Origin of the sequence: Pararhizobium polonicum (assembly GCF_001687365.1) — a bacterium.
GTDB classification, from domain to species: Bacteria; Pseudomonadota; Alphaproteobacteria; order Rhizobiales; family Rhizobiaceae; genus Pararhizobium; species Pararhizobium polonicum.
Genome location: NZ_LGLV01000007.1, coordinates 182,714 through 205,144, shown reverse-complemented (window position 1 = coordinate 205,144; position 22,431 = coordinate 182,714). Strand labels below are relative to the sequence as shown.

The following is a 22,431-nucleotide window of genomic DNA, read 5'->3' as shown; positions in this document are numbered from 1 at the left end:
TTTTCCCCTTAGTGCGCAACGGCCGCAGCGGCCGCTTCGTCGATCAGGCGGCCCGAGCGGAAGCGTTCCAGCGTGAACGGCGCGTTGATCTTGTGCGGCGCATCGTTGGCGATGGTATGGGCAAAGACATTGGCCGAGCCCGGCGTTGCCTTGAAGCCGCCGGTGCCCCAGCCGCAGTTGACGTAGAGGCCCTGAACCGGGGTCTTTGCCAGGATCGGCGAGCGGTCCGGCGTCACGTCGACGATGCCACCCCAGGAGCGCATCATCTTCATGCGGCGGAAGATCGGGAACAGCTCGCAGATCGCATCCAGCGTATGGGTGATGATCTGCAGGCCGCCGGTCTGCGAGTAGGACGAATACTGGTCGGTGCCGGCACCGATGACGAGCTCGCCCTTGTCGGACTGCGAGATATAGGCGTGCACGGTATTGGACATGACGACGCAGGGGAAGATCGGCTTGATCGGCTCGGAGACCAGCGCCTGCAGCGGATAGCTGACCAGCGGCATGCGCACGCCGGCCATTTCCATCAGCACCGAGGTATGACCGGCGGCAACGACGCCGACCTTCTTGGCATTGATCTGGCCGCGATTGGTATCGACACCGGCAACCGAACCATCGGGATTGCGGCGGATGCCGGTGACCTCACAGTTCTGGATGATGTGCACGCCGCGATCGGCGGCGGCGCGGGCATAACCCCAGGCGACGGCATCGTGACGGGCGGTGCCGCCACGGCGCTGCAGGGCGGCACCATTGATCGGATAGCGGGCGGTCCTGGAAATATCGAGCGGCGGGCAGAATTCCTGCGCCTGCTCCGGCGTCAGCCATTCATTGTCGATGCCGTTCAGGCGGTTGGCATGGATATGGCGCTTAAACACCTGCTGGTCATGGATGTTGTGCGACAGCATCATCACACCGCGCGCCGAATACATGACGTTGTAGTTGAGGTCCTGGCTGAGGCCATCCCAGAGCTTCAGCGCGTGGTCGTAGATCCCCGCGCTTTCGTCATAGAGATAGTTGGAACGGATGATGGTGGTGTTGCGGCCGGTATTGCCGCCGCCGAGCCAGCCCTTTTCAAGCACGGCGATATTGGTGATGCCGTGTTCCTTGGCAAGGTAATAGGCCGTGCCGAGGCCATGGCCGCCGGCGCCGATGATGATGACATCATAGTCCTTGCGTGGCTCGGGAGAGGTCCACTGCGCCTCCCATCCCCTGTGGCCGCGCATCGCCTCGCGAGCGACAGCAAAAACCGAATATTTGCGCATCCGCCTTCACACTCCGTAGTCCCGCCCAAAAGGGCCGGTGAATTTCCTGTGGTCGCCGCTAGAAATCGCAAATCCCGGGCTTCCGCAACGTTTCTTTTGCGACGCGAGACGGCGCTTGTCGCACGAGTTGCGACATGCAGCACCCCGGCATCCTATAAGCCATTGCACATCGGCTGGAACACTATACATAACGGCCCAACACGACACCGCGTGAACAGACGTCATGCGGGAGAGGTGGAAGAAACACGGCTTTCCGGCAATTTTCAGCCCTCGAGACCAACTCGCGGCTGGACTTTGAGCAACCGATCTGGTATCCGCTCTTTCAATCGTAAAGCTTTCGGGCTCCGCGAACCATATTTTTTTGCCTCGTTGACCTGACTTCATGAGGCGAACACTCGAAACCAAAGGAACGGGATTAACGTGCAGGTACTAGTCCGCGACAACAACGTCGATCAAGCGCTTCGCGCACTCAAGAAGAAGATGCAGCGCGAAGGCATTTTCCGCGAAATGAAGATGCGTGAGGCCTACGAAAAGCCATCCCAGAAGCGCGCGCGCGAAAAGGCCGAAGGCGTTCGTCGCATTCGCAAGCTGGCGCGCAAGCGTGCACAGCGCGAAAGCGGCATCATGCCAGCCGGCCGTCCTGCGGCGGCTGCAGCACGCTGATTAGCGCTTCCAGCGCATCAGACGCGTAAATCGGGCGGGGGCGACATGGTCGCCACCGCTTTTTCTGTTTGAAACAGGTGTTCTGAATCCCGTTTCGGTTTTTGTGCGGCCGATTTGAATATCCCGGCCGTGTGCGAACAGCGCGCAGAGCGTGCTACAATGTCTTCAGACTTGGAGCGTAGCATCCACAGGGGTGCATTTAATGTGTTCCTTGACTTGAAACTGTGCATGTTGGCCCGATCTACCGCTTTCAGGCGCGGGACATGCCGCGAAACTTCGCTTAATTGAGGGATCAATCTTGACATCGACTGCCAGGACTGCGGATTTTTCCGACCACACCAGCATCAACACCGGGCGCACCAGCACACGCGGGTTCGCCTTTGCCTCAATGCTGGCCGTTGCCGGAGCGCTGATGCTTTCAGGCTGCACGACGGCGGATACGTCGAGCGACATGATGCGCGTCGAACGGGCACAGGGCAGCGACCAGAACATTGCCTCGCTGTCGGCCGTGATCGCCGCCAATCCGAGCGACCCGGAAGGCTATAATGTCCGCGGCTCGGCCTATGGCCGCGCCGGCGAATTCCGCCGGGCTCTCGCCGATTTCAACAAGGCCCTCGAACTCAACCCGCGCTTCTATCAGGCCTATGCCAATCGGGCGCTTGTTCAGCGCAACATGGGCAACCAGAGCGCTGCGCAGAGCGACTACAATACCGCCCTGCAGCTCAACTCGCGCTATGATGTCGCCTTCATCGGACGCGGCAATCTCTATCGCCAGGCCGGCCAGCTGGATCAGGCCTTTGCCGATTTCAACAAGGCGATCGAACTCGACACCACCGATCCGCGCGCCTATCACAATCGCGGCCTGATCTATCAGGCCCGCAAGCAGCATGCGCAGGCGATCGAGGATTTCTCCACCGCCATCTCGCTGTCGCCCAGCTCGCCAGAACCGTATAACGGCCGCGGCATTTCCTATGTCGCCCTGAACGACGACGACAACGCATTCGCGGATTTCAACACCGCCATCAACCTGAACGGCAAGATCGCCGAATCCTGGGCCAACCAGGCGCTGGTCTATGAGCGCCGGGGCGACAAGGTGAAAGCCGCCAAGTCCTATTCGCATGCACTGTCGCTCGATTCCAAATACGAGCCGGCCCGCGCCGGCCTTGCCCGCGTCAAGGCTGGCGGCGCCTGAAAAAGCCGCTACCTGCCGCCGAATGATATCGAACCCGCTGCTCCCGCAGCGGGTTTTTTGTTGCCTGCCATTCCCGGCCAAACGGAACCATCCGCCATGCGGACCGTTATCCGATCGTCATCCGCGCGCGGATATCCGAAACGATCGGACATCCGTGCGCAAGACCGAATGACGGGAACGGGTATGCCGCCACGACGCGCAGGCGCCCGGCCCGAACAGGAGTAAGAACAATGCTGAAACGCACAATCATCGCCGCAGCCGCCCTGGCCGCCGTATGGACCGTGCCTGCGGGCGCTGCCAACTATGTCACCCTTGGCCGGCTGGTCTGCGGCTCGGAAGGCGGCGTCGGCATGATCGTCACCTCGCAAAAGGCGCTGAGATGCACCTATACCTCGGCAGCGGGCGGCCCCGCTGCGCTCTATGACGGCAGAATCGAGAAATTCGGCGTCGATCTCGGCCAGACCGGCAAGAGCGTGATGATCTGGGACGTACTGGCCAAGACCGGCGCCAGCGACGCCAACTTCCCGCTGAGCGGCGCCTATTACGGTATCGGTGCCGATGCAAGCTTTGCCGCCGGTGCCGGCGCCAAGGTTCTCGGCGGCGGAATGGACAAGGCCTTCATGCTGCAGCCGGTCAATGTTCAGGTGCAGGAAGGCCTCAACATCGCCGTTGGCGTCGAGAAAATGACGCTGGCGCCGGCCGCGATCTGACCGTCCCGGCCCCCAGTCGCAAAAATGCCCGCTTCACCGGCGGGCATTTTTCGTATCGGGCTGCCAGTGCCGTGGACGCTCAGTGCGCCATTGCCTTGACGATATCGTCGGTCATTTTCTTGGCGTCGCCGAGCAGCATCATGGTCGCGTCCTTGTAGAACAGCGTGTTGTCGATGCCGGCATAGCCGGAACCGAGCGAGCGCTTGACGAACAGGCAGGTCTTGGCTTTGTCAACATCGAGGATCGGCATGCCGTAGATCGGCGAGGTCTTGTCGTCGCGGGCTGCCGGATTGGTGACGTCGTTGGCGCCGATGACATAGGCCACGTCGGCCTGGGCGAATTCGGAGTTGATATCCTCGAGTTCGAACACCTCGTCATAGGGCACATTGGCTTCGGCAAGCAGCACGTTCATATGGCCGGGCATGCGGCCGGCGACCGGATGGATGGCATATTTCACCTCGACGCCGTTTTCCTTCAGCTTGTCGGCAAGCTCGCGCACGGCATGCTGGGCCTGGGCGACCGCCATGCCGTAACCCGGCACGATGATCACCTTGGAGGCATTCATCATCAGGAAGGCGGCATCGTCGGCAGAGCCCTGCTTGACGGTACGGCTCACGCCGTCATCGCTGGCAGCCGCTGCCGCATCGCCGCCGAAACCACCGAGGATGACCGAGATGAACGAGCGGTTCATGCCCTTGCACATGATGTAGGACAGGATCGCCCCCGACGAGCCGACCAGCGCGCCGGTGATGATCAGCGCCAGATTGCCGAGCGTAAAGCCAATGCCGGCAGCCGCCCAGCCGGAATAGGAATTCAGCATCGACACGACCACCGGCATGTCGGCGCCGCCGATCGGCACGATCAGCAGAACGCCGAGCGTCAGGGCCAGAATGACGATCGCCCAGAAGTCGAAATGGCTTTCGGACGCCGCCAGACCGACGATGAAGAAGACGATGAGCGCCAGAAGCGCGATATTGATGACATGCCGGAAGGGCAGCATGATCGGCTTGCCCGACATACGGCCGTCGAGCTTCAGGAAGGCGACGATCGAGCCGGTAAAGGTGATGGCGCCGATGGCGACGCCGAGCGCCATTTCGACCAGCGCCTGCGCATGGATCGAGCCGATCTCGCCGATCCCGAAGGAGGACGGCGTATAGAGTGCGGAGGCTGCGACCAGCACGGCGGCAAGACCGACCAGCGAGTGGAAGCCGGCCACCAGCTGCGGCATCGAAGTCATCGGGATCGAGCGGGCGATATAGGCCCCTGCCCCGCCGCCGATGGCAAGGCCGAGAACGATCAGCACGAAGCCCCCGAACGACGGCGTCGCCAGCAAGAGCGTCGTGACGATGGCGATGCCCATGCCGACCATGCCGAGGATATTGCCGCGGCGCGAAGTGGTCGGATGCGACAGGCCGCGCAGCGCCATGATGAACAGGACGCCGGAGACCAGATAGAGGAAGGCTGCGATATTGGCACTCATGACGGCAGCCTCACTTGTCTTTTTTCTTGTACATGGCGAGCATGCGCTGGGTGACCAGGAAGCCGCCAAAGATGTTCACCGAGGCGAGGATCAGCGCCACGAAGCCGAAGCCGGTGGCAAGGCCGGACGCCGAGATACCGACCGCCAGCAGAGCGCCGACGACGATGACCGAGGAAATCGCATTGGTGACGGCCATCAGCGGCGTGTGCAGCGCCGGTGTCACCGACCAGACGACGTAATAGCCGACGAAGATCGACAAGACGAAGATCGCCAGCTGGAAGACGAACGGATCGATCGCACCGCCCGACAGCCCGTGCACCACATTGCCGGCCGCATCCGGCACATATTCGGCCGCCGTGCGCACCGCTTCGACCGCCCGGTCGAGGTCGCCGATCGCCTTGTCGAGAAGCTCATTCGCCATCAAACATCTCCCTTGGGCGGCCGCACTTCTCCCCGAAGTGCCGGCATCGCCCTCTCCAATCTTTTTAAGCTGTTGCTGCGATTGCCAGCGGCGCCGGTGCAAAATTCGGATGCACGATCGTGCCGCCATGCGTCAGCATCGTTGCCTTGACCAATTCGTCCTCAAGGTTGAGGGCGAGCGTCCTGGTTTCCTTGTCGACCATGGTCTCGAGGAAGGTGACGAGGTTCTTGGCATAAAGTGCGGACGCCGACGCTGCGATACGACCGGGCACATTGAGATACCCGACGACCTTGACGCCCTCGATCTCGACCACCTGATCGGCCACGGCCCCCTCGACATTGCCGCCGCGCTCGACGGCGAGATCGATGGCGACCGAGCCGGGCCGCATGGCTTTCAGCATCTCGCGGGTGATCAGCCGCGGCGCCGGACGGCCCGGGATCAGCGCGGTGGTGATGACGATGTCCTGTTTGGCGATATGCTCGGCCGTCAGCGCGGCCTGCTTGGCCTTGTATGCGGCCGACATTTCCTTGGCATAGCCGCCGGCAGTTTCGGCCGCCTTGAATTCCTCGTCCTCGACCGCGATGAACTTGGCGCCGAGCGAGGCGACCTGTTCCTTGGAGGCCGGACGCACATCAGTGGCGGAGACGACGGCGCCGAGACGGCGGGCGGTGGCAATCGCCTGCAGACCGGCAACACCGGCGCCCATGACGAAGACCTTGGCTGCCGGAACGGTGCCTGCCGCCGTCATCATCATCGGCATCGCCCGGTCGAATTCGGCGGCCGCATCGATCACCGCCTGGTAGCCGGCCAGATTGGCCTGGCTCGACAGCACGTCCATCGACTGCGCCCGGGTGATGCGCGGCATCAGTTCCATCGCAAAGGCGGAAACGCCGGCATTGGCCATATCGTCCAGTGCCTGCTCGTTGCCATAGGGATCCATGATCGCCAGCACGACGGCGCCGGACTTGTAGCCCGCGACCTCGGCGGACGACGGACGCCGCACCTTCAGCACGACATCGGCACTCGCGGCATCTGCCGCTGACCCGATCCGTGCACCAGCCTTCTCGAACTCGCTGTCGGGAATACGCGACAAGGTGCCGGCCCCCGCCTCAACGACGACGTCGAAACCCAGCGTCTTCAGCTTCTTGACGCTGTCGGGCGAGCCGCCAACACGGCTTTCACCGGCGGATGTCTCCAAGGGTATGAATACGGTATCTGCCACAGGTTCTCCTCCCTGAGACGGGCTTGCGGACCACGGCAAGGCCGATGATCCGATATCCCGCACACTCGATAGTCTCGCGCAGAACCGTTATCGGCCCGGCGTCAATACATGCCATGCCCGGCAATTGCCGGGCCATGGGAAAACTGGCACCTCACTCCCAAGTGCCGGCCTCGTCAAAACGTGGGAAAGCCGATCAGCGCAGCAGCACGAAGCCGGCGACATTGAGGAGGATGAAGAGAACGAGGGCCGTGAAGAAACCGGCGCTGGTGAAGAAACCGGCAGCCATGGCGATCAGCAGCGCAACACAGAAGATCGTGACGATTTTCGTGCCTTCCAGGAAGAAATTGTAGGTCTTCTCGTGTTCGGCATAATCCATCGGCGCACCCGTTTCGGCCGGTCCGGAATGATGTTCAGCCATCGTCCATATCTCCCTGAAGTTCAGCTGCGCTCTGCCCTGTGGTTGCAACGGCGAGCACCGCATCTCGTCTCAAATCCATCCTATGTGCATCCGGCGTGCCCTGCGGCACCGATTGCATATAGCGGCCATACACAAAGCCACGGTCAAACGCAACGAAAACCGCAGGCAAAGACCCGTGCATAAGCCTTTGCCTGGCATCGGGAATGCCTGACATGGAAACCCGATCAGGCCTGGCTGCGCGAACGGCTCTGCGTCGTCAGTGCCAGCCGCGCGGTCGGCAGAATCGTCAGCGGTGTGTGCTGCGTTTCCAGGCTGTCGCCGAACATCATCCGCCGCTCGAACGGCTCTGAATCGAAGAACGGAAACCGGGTGTAGAGCCAGGGCCGGATTTCGCGGACGCGGGCGGCGAGCAGCGTCAGATCGATCTTGTAGGCGCCACAGTTCTTCTGTGGAGAGACGATCGTGTCGGCATCGAAAACCCGCTTGTAGAAGGCCGCATGCTGCGGCTTGACGAGGGACAGGCAGCGATCGACATCGAAATGCTCGGACGCCATGGTGGCGACACGCAGGGTGAGATAGGGGATGGCCGGCATTTCCTTGAGAATTTCTGGATCGGCCGCCAGCCGGACCGGATCGATCAGCGACATGCCGGCATCGAGAAAACCATTGATCTCCGCGCCGAAGATCGAGCCCGAGGAGCTTACCCTGTGCTGCGGGGTCACATGATGCACCCGCACCGTACTGATCAGCCGCTCCTCGAAATAGATCCCGAAAACATAGGCGTGGCTGTCGAAATCGATGTCGTCGATCAGCGTCGTGCCGGACAAGGGCAGGATATCGGCCATCTTGTAGGCCTTGAAACGAATGCGGGCGACATCCTCCATGTCCTCCCCCGATTCTACCCGCCGGTATTCCACATGGTCCAACAGCGCGAGCAATCGCTCTGAAAACCTGTTCTGCTGCTCCGCTTTCATGTCGTCGAATGCCCCTGTTCGCGGGCTATTCATCTTGCAAACGGAGGCACCTCACAATGTTTTAATAAAATATTAACGATAAACCATTTGTTAAGGTTAACAGATCGTTAATGCTAAATTACGAAGGCATAAACCACCTGCGCAGTACCTTGAAACACAGCGCGGCCACAAGGTCTCACAGCTTGCAATCCGGATGAAATGGCGGCTGCGCAACTGGCTTAGAACGCCGGAGCGACGCGCCGGTTGCGCCGTTTCGGGACGGCCGTCTTTTTCAAAAGCGTATCGGAGAGGCTGATGATTCCCGCCGAAGGCATGGGGGCTGCGAACACATAGCCCTGCACCAGGTCGGCACATTTGAATTCGTTGATCAGGGCCAGCTGATCCTTCGTCTCCACTCCCTCGATAACGATCTTCAACCCCAGCTCGCGCGACAGGTTCACCGTGCCACGCAGAAGCTTGAAACGGCGCGCGTCCTCACGGATGTTGCGCACGAAGGAGCGATCGATCTTGATGATATCCAGCGGCAGCGCATCGAGATAGCTGAGGCTGGAATATCCGGTTCCGAAATCGTCGATGGCGATGGTGATGCCGCGGCCACGCAACTCCTGCAGAATCGTCTGCACCTTGGCGGCCTCTTCCATCAGGCAGCTTTCGGTCACCTCCAGGTGAAGCCGCGACGGGTCCAGCCCGGTTTCGGAAAGAACATCCGTGACGATCGAGACGATTTCGCTGTTGCGCAGATCGAGAACCGAGAGATTGACGGAAACGGCCATATGCCCGGGCCACTTCAGGCAGTCGAGGCAGGCCTGGCGCAGCATGAACCGGGTAATCTCGGAAACCACCCCCATCTCTTCGGCCAGCTGGATGAAGACATCGGGCGGTACGGGGCCACGTTCGCAGTGGGTCCAGCGGGCCAGCGCCTCGCAGCATTCAATCCGCGAACCGTCGGCAAGAAACATCGGCTGGTATGCGACCGAGAGCCCGCCGGTTTCCACGGCTTCGCGCAGATCGGTCTTCAGCTTCTGCCGGTCGAGATAATGCGCGTCCATTTTCGCTTCGAACGCGGTGCAGCCTCCCTTTTCGCGGCTCTTGCTTTCGAACAACGCGAGATCCGCCTTGATCTGCATGTCCTCCAGCCGGAAATCGGCGCTGTCGGCAATCACATAACCTGCGCTCATCGAGATATTGAAGGTGAAGCCACCGGCCTCATAGACGCCCCGCATCTGCGTATGCACGGCGCTTATGCGCTCTTCCAGTGCACGGCGGTTTGTCTCGTTCGGAAAGAACAACACGAATTCGTCGCCCATCAGGCGCGCCGCGATGGCCTTGTCGCCCGTCACCGTTTTCAGCCGCTGCGAGATTGCGCAGAGCAACCGGTCACCGACCACATGGCCGCGCGTATCGTTGACATGCTTGAACTCGGCGACATCGAGAACCATGAATCCGGCCTGCCCCGTGCGCTTGCCCTCGGCCAGCGTGCTAGCGACCAGCTCGCTGAAATAATCGCGGTTGGGCAGACCGGTCAGGCTATCGAACCGGACCATCTGCAGGATTTTCTTTTCCGCCCGCACCCGCGCCGTCACGTCTTCAAAGATCAGCACGACGCCGCCATTGGCGCGCTGGCTTGCCGAAAACTCGAGAAAAAGGTCGTCGGAGAACGGAATCAGTGCGCGCGACTGCAGCCCCTTCATCAATTGATCGAGCTGTTTCAGGACCTGCGTTGCCTGATCCTGCTCAAGGAACGTGTGGCGCACACCGTAACGCAGCACGGTATCGAGATGGCAATCCTTGACGCGGGCCTGATCGCCCAGATTGAGAAGCTCACATGCCCGCCGGTTGGCGACCAGAATGCGATCGTCCGCATCCAGCATGAACAGGCCATGCGGCATATTGTTGAGGGCGAGATCAAAACGGCCGGCGATCATCGAAATCTCGCTGGCGGCCAGCACGTTCTTGCGCAGGGTTTCGCGCACGCCCCGCGCCATCGACCATGTCGTCAGAATGAACGGCACCACCAGCAGCGCAAGCAGCGCCATGAATCCGTCCAGCAGGCCCAGCAGGCCGATGATGATCGGACCGCAGGCCGACAGCGACATCACCACGACGGCCCTTGCCGATCCGTAATTGCGGCCGACGAGCGAAACCATCGAGGCAAGCGTCACGGAAACGCAGGCGAGTTCCGCGAACGGATCCCTGCTGATCAGGATGCTGTAGCCGCAGGCCAGACCAAGCGTGATGGTGGCGCAGACGGCTCCCACATTGTAGCGGATTTCCCAGCGCCGAATGCCTTTGACATCCAGCGCCGCGAGATTTTCACGGTCGAACTGGCGCATCCCGATGCTGCGGACCACCCAGATCAGCGCGATGGCGGTGGCGCAGCCGAAGTAGAAGAAATCGGCGGTTTTCGCAAAGGCGAGCAAAAATGTAACGACATGCGAGAGCATGCCGATCAAAAGCATCTGGCGATATTGGTAGAGCGAGCTTACGAACGAAAGATACACCTCGGTCGGAAGAGCGCTCTGTTCACTTGATTTCATCAACCCTCTGCTCCGGTTTGGCGAAGTGTTATTCCCGAGGGTTTAACGAAAGATTTCGCGCGCTTACCGGAAAAAATCGTTCCATATACTGGGTCTGGCGGCCAAAATGCTGCCTTTCTGGAAGATTTCAACCCAGTATTGCAGCGATTCCTAAAGAATATCGCTTTTCTGCAACCGTGCATGGTTTCAACTGCGGACTGGTTATTCATTTCTTCCAGCGCCACGGTTTCTTCCCGCAATTATCCGATCGATTAACCGCTGGAATGGTTACTGTTATTCTAAGAGAAACCTGTCAAATCTTGCCCATGTCTGCCGGATGGCCATGCCCCTTCTTGCCGCCGATCGCAGTTGACTTTACCCTGCCGCTCACAGCAATGGCCTGATAAGACAGACAGAAGGCCGTGACCTGCCCGCAGCTGGAGACCCGCAATGCCCAAACCCGTTGTTGCCATACCGGCCGATTTCAGAACATTCGACGGCAACGTCTGGCATGCCACGCCGCATCAATATGTCCGCGCCGCCGTCGAAGGCTCCGGCGTGATGACCTTCCTGGTACCGGCACTCGAAACCGGCAACGACGCGGATGAAATCCTTGATCGGGTGGACGGTGTTCTCGTCAGCGGATCGCGCAGCAATGTGCACCCTTCCCTGTACGGAAAGGAGGCCAGCCAAAATGACGGCCCCTTCGATCCCGGCCGCGACGCGACGAGCCTTCCGCTGATCCGGCGTGCCCTAGAGCGCGGCGTGCCGTTGCTGGCCATCTGCCGCGGCATCCAGGAACTGAACGTCGCGCTGGGCGGCACGCTGGCGAGCGAGATCCAGGACATGCCCGGCATCTGGGATCACCGCAAGCCGGACGTGCCCGATCTCGATATGGCCTATGGCATCCGCCAGAATGTCATCGTCAAGGAAGGCAGCTGCCTTGCCTCGGTTCTCGGCGCCGGCGAAGTACAGGTGAACTCACTGCACCGGCAGGCGATCTCAAAGGCCGCGCCGCGCCTCGCCGTCGAGGCTGTCGCCGAAGACGGTACGATCGAGGCCGTTTCCGTTATCGATGCCAAGGCCTTTGCCGTTGGCGTGCAATGGCATCCCGAATACTGGGTCGGCCGCGACGGCCCGTCCTCGACCCTGTTTAAGGCTTTCGGCGATGCGGTGCGCGCCTATGCGGCATCGAAAGCCAAAGCCTGATCGCTTTTAAGCGGTCTTCCGCTTGAACGGCGTCTCGGCCACCGGGGTGAGCGCCGCACCGGTTTCGAACCACGCCACCAGATTGTCGACGACCAGATCGGCCATGGCATCCCGGGTCGCCTGCGAGGCGGAGCCGACATGCGGCAACAGCGAGGTGTTCGGCAACGCCAGCAGCGCATCGGGAACATGCGGCTCGTTCTCGAAGACATCCAGACCGGCAGCCGCGATCACGCCGCGCTGAAGCGCGTCGGCAAGGGCTGCCTCGTCCACGGTCGTGCCGCGTCCGACATTGATCAGCACGCCCTGCGGCCCCAGGGCCTGAAGAACCTCGGCATTGACCGTCCTGCGGGTGCTTTCGGTGCCCGGCACGATGACGATGATCGTATCGACCGCCTCGGCCATTCCCTTCAGCGTCGGATAATGGGTATAGGCGAGCCCATCGCGTGGCGTGCGGGTGTGATAGGCTATGGAAACATTGAAGCTTTCAAGGCGCCTGGCAATCCCCAGCCCGATACGGCCAAGTCCATAAAGACCGACGGTTCGCCCGCGCAGGCTCAGCGGCGACAGCGCAAAGGCGCCTTCCTTGGCCCAGCGTCCCTGGCGCAGCCACTGCTCGGCGGCCGGAAACCGGCGCACGGTGTTGAGCAGCAGGCCGATCGCCGTATCCGCCACCTCCTCGGTCAAAACGTCCGGTGTGTTTGTCACCACCACACCCCGTTTTGCCGCATGTCCGGCATCGACGCCATCGTAACCGACGCCGAAATTGGCGATGATCTCGAGGCTTGGAAAGGCATCCATGAAATCGGTGGGGATCTTGCCCTGCACGGCGATGCCGGTGACGCCGGACGCCATGTCCGCCGTCACCAGAGCCGGATCGGCGGCATCGACAAAAACCGTGTCGAACGTCGCAGGCAGGCGATCGAGCACGCGCTGGCTCATCTTGCCGGGCACGACAATACGCGGGCGGCCTTGCGGCATGGGTTCGCTCCTTCCGGGACTGGATCGATTATTCGGTTGAATTGGGCCGAAGCGGGCCGGTCGACTGGCGGATTCGCATTTCGGGCTTGATCAGGTGGATACCGTCCGGCTCGTGGCTGCCGTTGAGCTTGTCGAGTAGCGCCCGGGCGGCACTGCGGCCGACATCGGACTGACCGTTCCAGACGGTGGTGAGCGCCGGCGTCGAGATCGAGGCTTCCTCGAGATCGTCGTAACCGGTGACCGACACATCGCGGCCGGGAACGAGGCCGGCGCGGGCAATGCCGTTCATCATGCCGATGGCGACGAGATCGTTCCAGCAAACCACTGCCGTCGGCTTCTGCGGCAGGGAAAGCAGGTGCACCGCCGCCTCGAAACCGCCCTGCATGGAGCGCGGGCCGGGAATGCGCAGGTCCGGATCGACATCGATATTGGCCTTGCGCAGCGCGTTGACATAGCCCTGATACCGGTCGCGGCCGGTGGAGGTCTGGTCCGTGCCGCCAACCATGGCGATGACACGGTGGCCGAGGCTGATCAGGTGATTGGTGGCAAGCGAGATGCCATAGGCGTCGTCGCCGCGGAAAATCGGCACGTCGAGGCCTTCGATCGAGCGGGCGATCAGGATGGCCGGCATGCCGTTATCCTCCGCCAGCTGGATATCCTCCGGCGGCGTGCCGATGGCCGGTGACATGATCACGCCATCGCCGCCCAGCTGCAGCAGCGTCTCGATGAAGGCGCGCTGCTTTTCGACGGAATCGTAGTGATTGGAGAGAATGAAGGTCTGCCGGTCGCGGTCGAGTTCGGCCTCGATGGCCTTGAGAATTTCGCCGTAGAACGGGTTCATGATGTCGTGCACGACGACGCCGATGATACCGGAGCGGGAGGTGCGAAGGCTGGCGGCGCGGCGATTGTAGATATAGCCGAGCGCGCGGGCCTGTTCCTTGATCTTGTCGCGGGTCATGGCGGCGACGAGCGGACTGTCACGCAGGGCCAGTGAAACCGTGGCCGTGGACACGCCGAGCGTTTCCGCAATGGTGGAGAGCTTGATCTTCTGCGCCACGTTTCCCCCTCAATGCCGCCGGCTGGCTCGCCGGCGGAACACCGCTATTTTTAAATCCTCTTTAAACTGTTTAAATTGCTGCCGCAATCGCCAAATCGCAACACGGTTTCAGGGGCGTTTACTCGGCAGAAGCCGTGCCTTGAAGATTGCCGTCGACGGCGCGCAGAAGCTTCATCAGCGTCTTGATCTGCTTTTCGGTCAGCCCCTTCGTCGCCATCTCTTCCGAGGTCTTGCCCGCCTCGGCGATGGTCTGCAGGCGATCGCGGCCGATGGTGGTCAGATAGACCTTCGTCAGCCGCGCATCCTCGTCGTCGGCCCGGCGCTCCAGGAAACCCTGTGCTTCCATGCGGCCGATGGTGCGGGTCATGGTCGGCGCCTTGACACCGAGCTTCATCGCCAGCACGCCGGCCGTCAGCCCGTCGGTTTCGGCCAGCGCCAGCATGACGCCGTCCTGGCCGGCATAGAGGCCGCTTTCGAGCAGGTTGCGTGACAGAACGGTGCGCATGGAGCGCGCCGCCTGGACCAGCACCGAGGCGAGATCCTGTGCGTGAACCTCGACGTCGTGATGCTTCTTCTTAGCCCCCTTGGCTTTCTTTTCGGCCTTGCTCTTCTTTCCCATCGGTCCTCCACCAAATTTCTTGCACGGCCATCCGCTCTCTGTATGACTCGAATGACGGCCATACCGCAAGTACAACCGAAAGGCTCTCAGGAGCATGACAGTCCCCGCACCCCGTTGGAAAGACAATGTTTCCGATCTTCCGCCCGCAGCGAGAGCGGACTGGATCGCCGTGTTGCCGCTGGGCGCCCACGAGCAGCATGGACCGCACCTGCCGTTCGACACCGATACGCTGATCGCCGAAGGGCTGGTCACACGGGTGATCGACCGCCTGCCGCCCACCCTGCCCGTCACCTTCCTCCCGGCCGAACCGGTGGGATATTCGATCGAGCATATGGATGTCGAAGGCACCCGCTCGCTGACTTACGACGAAGCGGTACAGCGCTGGCTCGGCATAGCGGAAGGCCTCATCCAGCAGGGCATCCGCAAATTCGTCATGCTGAACGCCCATGGCGGCAATTCACCACTGACGACCATTGTCGCGACGGAAGCACGGGTACGGTTCAACATGCTGGCGGTGGCGACGAGCTGGACACGCTTTGGCCAGCCGGATGGCTGGATCGGCGCAGAAGACAAGGCCATCGATATTCACGGCGGCGATATCGAAACGTCGGTGATGCTGGCGCTCTATCCGGACAAGGTGGACATGACGAAGGCGGCCCGGTTCGGCTCCCGCCAGACGGATTTCACACAGCGCTTCCGGCATCTGCGCGCTTACGGCCCGCATGCGTTCGGCTGGAAGATGTCGGACCTGAACGACAAGGGCGTCGCCGGCGATGCGTCCGCCGCGACAGCGGAGCGCGGCGAACAGTTGATCGCCCATGCGGTCAGGGGCATTGTCGAACTGCTGGAGGATGTTGACGCCTTCGACCCGTCGATCCTCCGCTAGCAACGACAATCGCCTCCGGTCCTGATGCGGAAAAAGCAGCGCGAAGATCCGGCAGGCATTTGCGCTGGCGCTTTCCATCTCCTATATCAGCAGCAACCCCTGCCAGAAGGCATCCCGATTTTTCCGAGGCTCCCATGACCGAAGCATCCACAGCTGCCAAGCCCATTCCCGTCACCGTCCTCACCGGCTATCTGGGCGCCGGCAAGACGACGCTGCTCAACCGCATCCTGACGGAAGCCCATGGCAAGAAATATGCCGTCATCGTCAACGAGTTCGGTGAGATCGGGATCGACAACGACCTGATCGTCGAATCCGACGAAGAAATCTACGAGATGAACAATGGTTGCGTCTGCTGCACGGTGCGCGGCGACCTGATCCGTGTCGTCGAAGGCCTGATGCGCCGTCCCGGCCGCTTCGATGCGATCATCGTCGAAACCACCGGCCTTGCCGATCCGGTGCCCGTTGCCCAGACCTTCTTCATGGACGACGACGTGCGCGCCAAGACCGAACTCGACGCCGTGATCGCGCTGGTCGATGCCAAGCACCTGCCGCTGCGCCTGAAGGACTCACGCGAAGCCGAAGACCAGATCGCCTTTGCCGATGTCGTGCTTTTGAACAAGACCGACCTCGTCACGCCGGAAGAACTGGCGAAGATCGAGGCGACCGTGCGCGCCATCAACCCGTCGGCCCGTATCCACCGCACCGAGCGCTCCAATATCGACCTGACCAAGGTTCTCAACCAGGGCGCCTTCAATCTGGAACGGGCGCTGGAAAACGAGCCGCACTTCCTCGACCACGACGATCATCACGACCATGATCACGCCTGCGGCCCGGACTGCACCCACGATCACCACCACCACGATCACGACCATCACCACCATGATCATGATCACCATGGGCACGACCACCATCACCACGATCACGCTCCCTCGCCGATCCATGACGTGACGGTGCAATCCGTTTCGCTGCGCGGCGGCGAGATGAACCCGGACCGCTTCTTCCCCTGGATCCAGAAGATCACCCAGACGGAAGGCCCGAATATCCTGCGGCTCAAGGGCATCATTGCCTTCAAGGGCGATGCCGACCGGTATGTCGTCCAGGGCGTCCACATGATCATAGAAGGCGATCACCAGCGCGCCTGGAAGGATGGCGAGAAGCGCGAAAGCCGCCTCGTCTTCATCGGCCGCGAATTGGACAAGGAAAAGCTGGAGCGCACTTTCAACGCCTGCGCCGCCGCTCCCACTGAGGCTGCAGCACACTGATGCCCACAGTTGCCCCCCTCGATCTTCAAGGTCACGTCGCCGGCGTGGCCTTTCTCGGCGACGTGCCGTTTTTCGCCGAATCCTCCGGCCTCATCCATCGTCTCGATCATGGTCACAAGACCGTGGAAGCGCATGAAGGGCTTCTGTCGTGTATTCACGACGAAGCAACCGGGACGCTGCTGACCGGCGGCGAGGATGGCAAGGTTCTCCGCATACAGGCGGACGGCACCATCAGCGAGATCGCCAGCGCCCCGCGCAAGTGGATTTCGCAGGTCGCCGCCGGGCCGCAAGGTGCGGTCGCCTATGCCTATGGCAAGACGGCCCATGTCAGGCTCGCCGATGGCAGCGTCAAGGATTTTGCCGAGGAGCGCACCGTCGAAGGCCTTGCGTTCGCGCCCAAGGGTCTGCGGATCGCGGTCGCCCGCTACAACGGCGTCTCGCTGCATTGGGTGGCGATGGCAGGACAGCCGGTCGATCTGGAATGGAAGGGCGCCCATACCGGCGTGACCTTCTCGCCCGATGGCCGCTTCGTCGTCACCTCCATGCAGGAAAACGCGCTGCACGGCTGGAAGCTGGACACCAAACCGGGCGCCGAAACACGGCACATGCGGATGACCGGCTATCCGGCCAAGATCAAATCCGTCTCCTGGTCCGCCAAGGGCAAATGGCTCGCCTCTTCCGGCGCCCCCGCCGCCATCGTCTGGCCGTTCCAGGCCAAGGACGGGCCGATGGGCAAGGCGCCGCTCGAACTCGGCACCCGCGCCAACATCATGGTCACCCAGGTCTGCTGCCACCCGGCCGAAGAGATCGCCGCAATCGGCTATGCCGACGGCATGATCATGGTGGTCCGCTTTACCGACAGCAAGGAAGTCCTCCTTCGCCGTCCCGGCAAGGGCGCGATCACCGCCATGGCCTGGAACAAGACCGGCCGCCAATTGGCCTTCGGCTCGGAAGCCGGCGACAGCGGCGTGGTCGATATCGCGGGCTGATGTCCATTGCATGTGTGGCGCGGATCAGCGCGCCACACATGTCCCGTACCGGTTCACCACATCAATTCCACCTGCGGCCGTCCGTTCGATGTCTTTTCGATCGTCCGGCCGGTTTCGTCGATCGTGCAGTGGACGCGTTTGCGGAAGGCCGAGAAGCTGTCGAACGTCACCACATCGACCGGCTCGTCGAAATCCAGCGTCAGCCTGTAGCGGCCCGGCTGGGCGGTGATGGCCTGGACGCCGAGAATTTTCGCCTCGAAAGGCTGGCCGAGATAGTGGCCCCTGACGCGCGAGCCAAGCATCCAGGGATTGAGCGGCGGCCGGTTGCCGACCATCGCATGCAGCGTGTTCCAGTCGCGAAAGCCGTATTGCACGGCCAGAAGCTCCAGCGATTTCGAATGGGTAATGCCCTGACCGTCCGAGGCCAAACCGGCACGAAGCCGTTTCGCCTGATCCTTCAGGGCATCGAGTGAGGGTAGCGGGACTGAACCGCGCATCTTCAGGTCTCCAACATGGAGCGTGCAGTCATTCGGAGGGAGCCCGCCTTGCCACCGTTCGCACGCCACAGGATGGACGACCGAATTGGGAACGAGAGACTTCACCAAAAGCTTGACGCTTGCGGACGGCCGGGGCTCTCACCCGTTGCCGTGGCATTTACCCCAGCAGGACTTTCCTGTCAAACGATCGCCATCAGCCGGGACGGTCCGCAGTCCCGGTTTCGCTTGCAAGGATGATATCGGTCATCAGCTGGTGCAGGCTGTCGCGATAGCCGGTGCGGGCAGACGGCGCGTCTTCCTGCGATGTCATGGCGACGGTGAGGCCGAGCGAGGGCACGATATAGAGCATCTGGCCACCATAGCCCCAGGCATAGCGAACGTCCCGGCCCGCCATGGTGCGCAGGAACCAGCCATAGCCGTAGCTGTCGCCGGTAAAACGCGAATTGGTCCTGTGCTGCCAGGATTGCGCGATCCAGTCCGCCGGCACGATCTGGACGCCTTCCGGCGTCTTGCCGCCATTCCGGTATAGTTCACCGAAAGCCAGGAGCGATCGCGTGCTCATCGCCATCTGGTTACCGCCGAGATAGATGCCTTGCGGATCCCGGTCCCAGGCGGTGATGGAGAAGTCCTTCAAGGGTTCGAACCAGCTGCGCGCCAACGCCAGCGTCGATTGCCCGGACGCGCGCGTCAGGATGGCGGACAGGAGATGCGTGGAGCCTGTCGAATAGAGCATGGGACCACCCGGCTCCGCCTCGAACGGCGCGGACAATGCGCTGCGAACCCAGTTGCGGCTCGACACCCAGCGGCCGTAATTGGGGCCGGAAGTTCGTTCCAGCCCGGCCTGCATCGACAGCAGGTTGCCGACCGTCACCTGCGCCAGACGCGGGTCGGGATCATCCGGCAAGTCACGCGACAGGATGGGCGCAATTTTCTGATCGACACCCTCAAGCTCGCCCTTGGCAATGGCAATTCCGACCAGCGCCGACATGACCGACTTCGAGGCCGATTTGATATTGGTGGGTTCCCGCGATGTGTGGCCGCCATAGCCACGGTCGGCAATGATCTGACCATCACGCGACACCACCACGGATTTCAGCGACGGCAGTTGGGCGGCGCGGTCGAAAACGGCCGTCAGCCTTTCCGCCGCTCCCGGCGTCGTGGCTGCGCCATCCTGCGCATGCGCGGGAACGCTGGAAAAAACGAGGGCAAGCGACAGGGCGATCCGGTTCAACATTCCGGCATGCTGGCGACCGAAAAAGGCAAATTCCAGGGAAAAAGGCCGTCCTGGCGGATTGTCACGCGATTTTGACAGGTGCGTGACCCACTGGCCGGGAAGCGGCAGCGCGTTTTCCCAACGCCCTTCCCCCTCCGATAATTGCACCGCCCTGCCGCGAACCCGCAGAGAGGCATCCACGGCACGATCCCGAGATTTTTCCTCAAGAAGGAATTTGAGAAAGCGGCGCATTTTTTGCGCAGGCGAAAACCCCGCTCCGGAGACAGTCGGGACTCCGGAGCGGCGCTGCTTGGGAAATGGCAGGCAGCACTATCGGTTTTGGTCGAGTGTCAGGCTTTGCTGCCTGCCGGCACCGGATTCCACGGGCATTTGCCAGTGTTTCCCGATACCGCCTTCAGGACCGGACCACGCCGGGGGACGAGGCCGGTTCGCGAACCCGGTTTCCCGCCCTGAAGATGATCACAGAATGACACGGGTTTTCAGGGCGGGGATCAACGGGGATAAAAAAATCAGGCAGCCCGGCGCAGGCGCGGCATGGCAAGCTTGCGGCCGCTGGCAACCAGCATGCCGGCGGCACCGTCCAGCCAGCCGTCCTTCAGTTCCAGCGCCAGGAAGCGATCGCGCTCGAACGGACCCGGCATGACCAGATGACGTGCCTTGACGGCAAAGAAACCGAAACGCTCGTAATAGGGCGCATCGCCGACCAGCAGGATGGCGCCGTGGCCACGGCTCTTTGCCTCGCCGATGGCAGCCCGCATCAGCGCGCCGCCGATACCCTTGCCCTCATGGCCGCCATCGACAGCCAGCGGGCCAAGCATCAGGGCTTCGACCGGCACGCCGTCACGGCCGACGCCGGCTTCGACGTTCCACAGGCGCACGGTACCGATGACGTGGCCATCCGCATCGCGGGCGACCAGCGCCAGACCCTCGGCCGGAACGCGGTCGCGGCGCAGCGTCTCGGACGACTTGCGGCGGCGGTTCGGGCCCATGGCGAGGTCAAGCAGGTTTTCACGCGCGACGACGTCGCCCGGATTTTCCGTGTCGATGGTGAAGGCATTCTGCGCAAAGAAGGCGCGAACAGAATCAAGAACAGCGGCCATCTTGGCCTCCCGTACCCAATACCGTGATAAGCGGCGGTTATGACGAATTGTGAATTGGCTGCTCCGGTTTGACCCGGAGCAGGCCTGTCAGATGACGCCAATCAGATGACGTAGGACTTCAGCGGATCGAACCCGTTGAAGGCGACGGCCGAATAGGTCGTCGTGTAGGCGCCGGTGCCTTCGATCAGAACCTCGTCGCCGATCGTCAGCGAGACGGGCAGCGGGTACATGTTCTTCTCGTACATCACGTCGGCCGAATCGCAGGTCGGGCCGGCCAGCACGCAAGGCTCCATTTCGTCGGCGTCATGGATGGTGCGGATCGGGTAACGGATCGCTTCGTCCATGGTTTCGGCGAGACCGCCGAACTTGCCGATGTCGAGGAACACCCAGCGGTGGTTGTCATTGTCCGACTTCTTCGAAATCAGGACGACTTCCGCCTTGATCACGCCGGCATTGCCGACCATGCCGCGGCCCGGCTCGATGATGGTCTCCGGAATGTTGTTGCCGAAGTGCTTGCGCAGCGACGAAAAGATCGCCTTGCCATAGGCTTCCGCCGAGGGCACGTCGCGCAGGTACTTGGTCGGAAAACCACCGCCCATATTGACCATCTTCAGCTCGATGCCCTGCTTGGCCAGCTGCACGAAGACGCGCTTGGCATCGGCCAGAGCCGAATCCCAGGCATCGACCTTGGTCATCTGCGAACCGACATGGAACGAGACGCCGTGCGAAACGAGACCGAGCTGATGGGCGTAGACGAGAACGTCGACGGCCATCTGCGGCACGCAGCCGAACTTGCGCGACAGCGGCCATTCGGCACCTTCGCCGTCGGTCAGAACGCGGCAGAACACACGGGCGCCGGGAGCGGCACGGGAGATCTTTTCGACTTCCTCATGGCTGTCGACGGCAAACAGAGAAACGCCGAGCGCATGCGCCTTGGCGATGTCGCGTTCCTTCTTGATCGTGTTGCCGAAGGAAATGCGCGAAGCGGTCGCACCGGCATCGAGCGCCATTTCGATTTCAGCCACGCCGGCGCAATCGAAGTTGGAGCCCATCGAGGCGAGCAGACGCAGGATTTCCGGCGACGGGTTTGCCTTGACGGCATAGTAGATCGAGCTGTCCGGCAGAGCGTGGCGGAAAGCCTTGAAATTGTCGCGCACGACATCGAGGTCAACCACAAGGCACGGGCCTTCGGGACGTCGGGTGTTCAGGAAGTCGATGATGCGTGCAGTCGTCATGGTTCTATCCCCAATCAGGTACGCTCCACGAAGACGTGGAGGACAAAGGACATACGTAAGCACGCCCTGGAACCAGCCGGTGGAGACCCCGGATCCAGACATGCGCACGATGCGCGAATGGTGGAACAACGCCCTGCCAAGAGCTTTGATCCGCTTTGTCTGCCATTGATTGGAAGGATAACCTACCGCACGTCCGGCAATGAAGGTGTGCCTCTTCAGTAACCCCCGCTGATGGAAAGCAGGGAGAGAACAAAAAGGCCCGCACCGTCGTTGCTTCAGATGTCCTCGCATTTCCGGTTGGCCGGGATAGCGACTGGAGGGGTTAGTTCCAGGTACCTTACCAATTCCTCACCAAACGAGGGATCGGCGGACACCCATGGGCACGTGCGACTTTGGGCTGACGTGGAGATAAGAAAAAACCTTGTCGTAATCAAGACTTTTTTCGAATTCGCCGTTGAATTTTTCACGGAGACGGAAACAATCGGCGCGTTCACATTTATTGAACAA

21 protein-coding genes are annotated in these 22,431 nt (G+C 61.7%); 7 read left to right on the top strand and 14 right to left on the bottom strand.

Going from position 1 to position 22,431, the window contains the following annotated elements; genetic code table 11:
- Positions 1–8: 8 nt before the first annotated feature.
- Entirely contained in the window at positions 9–1,262 is a 1,254-nt protein-coding gene (locus ADU59_RS11855) for a sarcosine oxidase subunit beta family protein (protein WP_068954330.1), read from the bottom strand.
- Positions 1,263–1,682: 420 nt separating this feature from the next.
- On the opposite strand from ADU59_RS11855, the gene rpsU reads away from it, so the two are divergent.
- The 3 genes from rpsU to ADU59_RS11840 all read left to right on the top strand — a co-directional run bounded on the left by rpsU (position 1,683) and on the right by ADU59_RS11840 (position 3,827).
- Complete coding sequence (gene rpsU, locus ADU59_RS11850) at positions 1,683–1,925, top strand: 30S ribosomal protein S21 (RefSeq protein ID WP_068954329.1); 243 nt, start codon at positions 1,683–1,685, stop codon at positions 1,923–1,925.
- A gap of 388 nt (positions 1,926–2,313) precedes the next feature.
- Positions 2,314–3,117: a tetratricopeptide repeat protein gene (locus ADU59_RS11845; protein ID WP_083198245.1), complete on the top strand. Its 804-nt coding sequence runs from the start codon at positions 2,314–2,316 to the stop codon at positions 3,115–3,117.
- Between the two features lie 230 nt (positions 3,118–3,347).
- Positions 3,348–3,827, top strand: a complete 480-nt coding sequence (locus ADU59_RS11840; protein ID WP_068954327.1) for a DUF992 domain-containing protein — start codon at positions 3,348–3,350, stop codon at positions 3,825–3,827.
- Between the two features lie 79 nt (positions 3,828–3,906).
- On the opposite strand, the gene ADU59_RS11835 is transcribed toward ADU59_RS11840, so the two are convergent.
- The 6 genes from ADU59_RS11835 to ADU59_RS11805 all read right to left on the bottom strand — a co-directional run bounded on the left by ADU59_RS11835 (position 3,907) and on the right by ADU59_RS11805 (position 10,879).
- The gene (locus ADU59_RS11835) at positions 3,907–5,307 is read right to left on the bottom strand and encodes an NAD(P)(+) transhydrogenase (Re/Si-specific) subunit beta (RefSeq protein WP_068954326.1); all 1,401 of its coding nucleotides are present in this window, start codon (positions 5,305–5,307) and stop codon (positions 3,907–3,909) included.
- Between the two features lie 10 nt (positions 5,308–5,317).
- Positions 5,318–5,728 (bottom strand): NAD(P) transhydrogenase subunit alpha part 2, encoded by a 411-nt coding sequence (locus ADU59_RS11830; protein WP_068954325.1) that lies wholly within the window; start codon positions 5,726–5,728, stop codon positions 5,318–5,320.
- Positions 5,729–5,792: 64 nt separating this feature from the next.
- Positions 5,793–6,950, bottom strand: a complete 1,158-nt coding sequence (locus tag ADU59_RS11825) for a Re/Si-specific NAD(P)(+) transhydrogenase subunit alpha (RefSeq protein ID WP_068954324.1) — start codon at positions 6,948–6,950, stop codon at positions 5,793–5,795.
- Between the two features lie 193 nt (positions 6,951–7,143).
- Entirely contained in the window at positions 7,144–7,368 is a 225-nt protein-coding gene (locus ADU59_RS11820) for an aa3-type cytochrome c oxidase subunit IV (RefSeq protein ID WP_068954323.1), read from the bottom strand.
- A 224-nt stretch (positions 7,369–7,592) separates the two neighbouring features.
- Positions 7,593–8,342, bottom strand: coding sequence for an N-acyl amino acid synthase FeeM domain-containing protein (locus ADU59_RS11810; protein ID WP_068954321.1), 750 nt, complete (start codon positions 8,340–8,342; stop codon positions 7,593–7,595).
- 218 nt (positions 8,343–8,560) lie between these two features.
- The gene (locus ADU59_RS11805; RefSeq protein WP_068954320.1) at positions 8,561–10,879 is read right to left on the bottom strand and encodes a putative bifunctional diguanylate cyclase/phosphodiesterase; all 2,319 of its coding nucleotides are present in this window, start codon (positions 10,877–10,879) and stop codon (positions 8,561–8,563) included.
- Positions 10,880–11,308: 429 nt separating this feature from the next.
- Here ADU59_RS11805 and ADU59_RS11800 point away from each other — a divergent pair, with 429 nt between their 5' ends.
- On the top strand, positions 11,309–12,067 hold the full coding sequence (locus ADU59_RS11800; protein ID WP_068954319.1) for a gamma-glutamyl-gamma-aminobutyrate hydrolase family protein: 759 nt from the start codon (positions 11,309–11,311) through the stop codon (positions 12,065–12,067).
- Positions 12,068–12,073: 6 nt separating this feature from the next.
- Here the strand turns inward: ADU59_RS11800 and ADU59_RS11795 are convergent, their stop codons facing one another.
- From ADU59_RS11795 to ADU59_RS11785, 3 genes are all read right to left on the bottom strand, one after another.
- Positions 12,074–13,045: a 2-hydroxyacid dehydrogenase gene (locus ADU59_RS11795; protein WP_068954318.1), complete on the bottom strand. Its 972-nt coding sequence runs from the start codon at positions 13,043–13,045 to the stop codon at positions 12,074–12,076.
- Positions 13,046–13,073: 28 nt separating this feature from the next.
- Positions 13,074–14,102 carry a LacI family DNA-binding transcriptional regulator gene (locus tag ADU59_RS11790; RefSeq protein WP_068954317.1) on the bottom strand — a complete coding sequence of 343 codons (1,029 nt, stop codon included), beginning with the start codon at positions 14,100–14,102 and terminating at the stop codon, positions 13,074–13,076.
- 118 nt (positions 14,103–14,220) lie between these two features.
- The gene (locus tag ADU59_RS11785; protein ID WP_068954316.1) at positions 14,221–14,721 is read right to left on the bottom strand and encodes a MarR family winged helix-turn-helix transcriptional regulator; all 501 of its coding nucleotides are present in this window, start codon (positions 14,719–14,721) and stop codon (positions 14,221–14,223) included.
- A gap of 94 nt (positions 14,722–14,815) precedes the next feature.
- On the opposite strand from ADU59_RS11785, the gene ADU59_RS11780 reads away from it, so the two are divergent.
- The 3 genes from ADU59_RS11780 (at position 14,816) to ADU59_RS11770 (ending at position 17,858) form a co-directional block, all read left to right on the top strand.
- The gene (locus ADU59_RS11780) at positions 14,816–15,607 is read left to right on the top strand and encodes a creatininase family protein (RefSeq protein ID WP_068954315.1); all 792 of its coding nucleotides are present in this window, start codon (positions 14,816–14,818) and stop codon (positions 15,605–15,607) included.
- Between the two features lie 134 nt (positions 15,608–15,741).
- The gene (locus ADU59_RS11775) at positions 15,742–16,869 is read left to right on the top strand and encodes a CobW family GTP-binding protein (RefSeq protein ID WP_068954314.1); all 1,128 of its coding nucleotides are present in this window, start codon (positions 15,742–15,744) and stop codon (positions 16,867–16,869) included.
- Positions 16,869–17,858, top strand: coding sequence for a WD40 repeat domain-containing protein (locus ADU59_RS11770; protein ID WP_068954313.1), 990 nt, complete (start codon positions 16,869–16,871; stop codon positions 17,856–17,858). Before ADU59_RS11775 ends, ADU59_RS11770 begins: the two co-directional genes overlap by 1 nt.
- A gap of 53 nt (positions 17,859–17,911) precedes the next feature.
- Here ADU59_RS11770 and ADU59_RS11765 read toward each other — a convergent pair whose 3' ends face one another.
- The 4 genes from ADU59_RS11765 to odc2 form a co-directional block, all read right to left on the bottom strand.
- The gene (locus ADU59_RS11765) at positions 17,912–18,355 is read right to left on the bottom strand and encodes a glyoxalase superfamily protein (protein ID WP_068954312.1); all 444 of its coding nucleotides are present in this window, start codon (positions 18,353–18,355) and stop codon (positions 17,912–17,914) included.
- 193 nt (positions 18,356–18,548) lie between these two features.
- Positions 18,549–19,589, bottom strand: a complete 1,041-nt coding sequence (locus ADU59_RS11760; RefSeq protein WP_099050818.1) for a serine hydrolase domain-containing protein — start codon at positions 19,587–19,589, stop codon at positions 18,549–18,551.
- Between the two features lie 509 nt (positions 19,590–20,098).
- Complete coding sequence (locus ADU59_RS11755; RefSeq protein WP_068954311.1) at positions 20,099–20,689, bottom strand: GNAT family N-acetyltransferase; 591 nt, start codon at positions 20,687–20,689, stop codon at positions 20,099–20,101.
- Positions 20,690–20,790: 101 nt separating this feature from the next.
- Positions 20,791–21,924, bottom strand: a complete 1,134-nt coding sequence (gene odc2, locus ADU59_RS11750; RefSeq protein WP_068954310.1) for an ornithine/lysine decarboxylase — start codon at positions 21,922–21,924, stop codon at positions 20,791–20,793.
- Positions 21,925–22,431: the final 507 nt, after the last annotated feature.

Excerpts from the sequence above, each read along its gene's own strand:
- ADU59_RS11775 (WP_068954314.1), top strand. The coding sequence starts at position 15,742 with ATGACCGAAGCATCCACAGCTGCCAAGCCCATTCCCGTCACCGTCCTC.
- ADU59_RS11785 (WP_068954316.1), bottom strand. The coding sequence starts at position 14,721 with ATGGGAAAGAAGAGCAAGGCCGAAAAGAAAGCCAAGGGGGCTAAGAAG.
- ADU59_RS11845 (WP_083198245.1), top strand. The coding sequence starts at position 2,314 with ATGCTGGCCGTTGCCGGAGCGCTGATGCTTTCAGGCTGCACGACGGCG.
- ADU59_RS11770 (WP_068954313.1), top strand. The coding sequence starts at position 16,869 with ATGCCCACAGTTGCCCCCCTCGATCTTCAAGGTCACGTCGCCGGCGTG.
- ADU59_RS11765 (WP_068954312.1), bottom strand. The coding sequence starts at position 18,355 with ATGCGCGGTTCAGTCCCGCTACCCTCACTCGATGCCCTGAAGGATCAG.
- ADU59_RS11820 (WP_068954323.1), bottom strand. The coding sequence starts at position 7,368 with ATGGCTGAACATCATTCCGGACCGGCCGAAACGGGTGCGCCGATGGAT.
- ADU59_RS11755 (WP_068954311.1), bottom strand. The coding sequence starts at position 20,689 with ATGGCCGCTGTTCTTGATTCTGTTCGCGCCTTCTTTGCGCAGAATGCC.
- ADU59_RS11795 (WP_068954318.1), bottom strand. The coding sequence starts at position 13,045 with ATGCCGCAAGGCCGCCCGCGTATTGTCGTGCCCGGCAAGATGAGCCAG.
- ADU59_RS11840 (WP_068954327.1), top strand. The coding sequence starts at position 3,348 with ATGCTGAAACGCACAATCATCGCCGCAGCCGCCCTGGCCGCCGTATGG.
- ADU59_RS11810 (WP_068954321.1), bottom strand. The coding sequence starts at position 8,342 with ATGAAAGCGGAGCAGCAGAACAGGTTTTCAGAGCGATTGCTCGCGCTG.
- ADU59_RS11830 (WP_068954325.1), bottom strand. The coding sequence starts at position 5,728 with ATGGCGAATGAGCTTCTCGACAAGGCGATCGGCGACCTCGACCGGGCG.
- ADU59_RS11855 (WP_068954330.1), bottom strand. The coding sequence starts at position 1,262 with ATGCGCAAATATTCGGTTTTTGCTGTCGCTCGCGAGGCGATGCGCGGC.
- ADU59_RS11780 (WP_068954315.1), top strand. The coding sequence starts at position 14,816 with ATGACAGTCCCCGCACCCCGTTGGAAAGACAATGTTTCCGATCTTCCG.
- ADU59_RS11805 (WP_068954320.1), bottom strand. The coding sequence starts at position 10,879 with ATGAAATCAAGTGAACAGAGCGCTCTTCCGACCGAGGTGTATCTTTCG.
- odc2 (WP_068954310.1), bottom strand. The coding sequence starts at position 21,924 with ATGACGACTGCACGCATCATCGACTTCCTGAACACCCGACGTCCCGAA.
- ADU59_RS11760 (WP_099050818.1), bottom strand. The coding sequence starts at position 19,589 with ATGTTGAACCGGATCGCCCTGTCGCTTGCCCTCGTTTTTTCCAGCGTT.
- ADU59_RS11800 (WP_068954319.1), top strand. The coding sequence starts at position 11,309 with ATGCCCAAACCCGTTGTTGCCATACCGGCCGATTTCAGAACATTCGAC.
- ADU59_RS11835 (WP_068954326.1), bottom strand. The coding sequence starts at position 5,307 with ATGAGTGCCAATATCGCAGCCTTCCTCTATCTGGTCTCCGGCGTCCTG.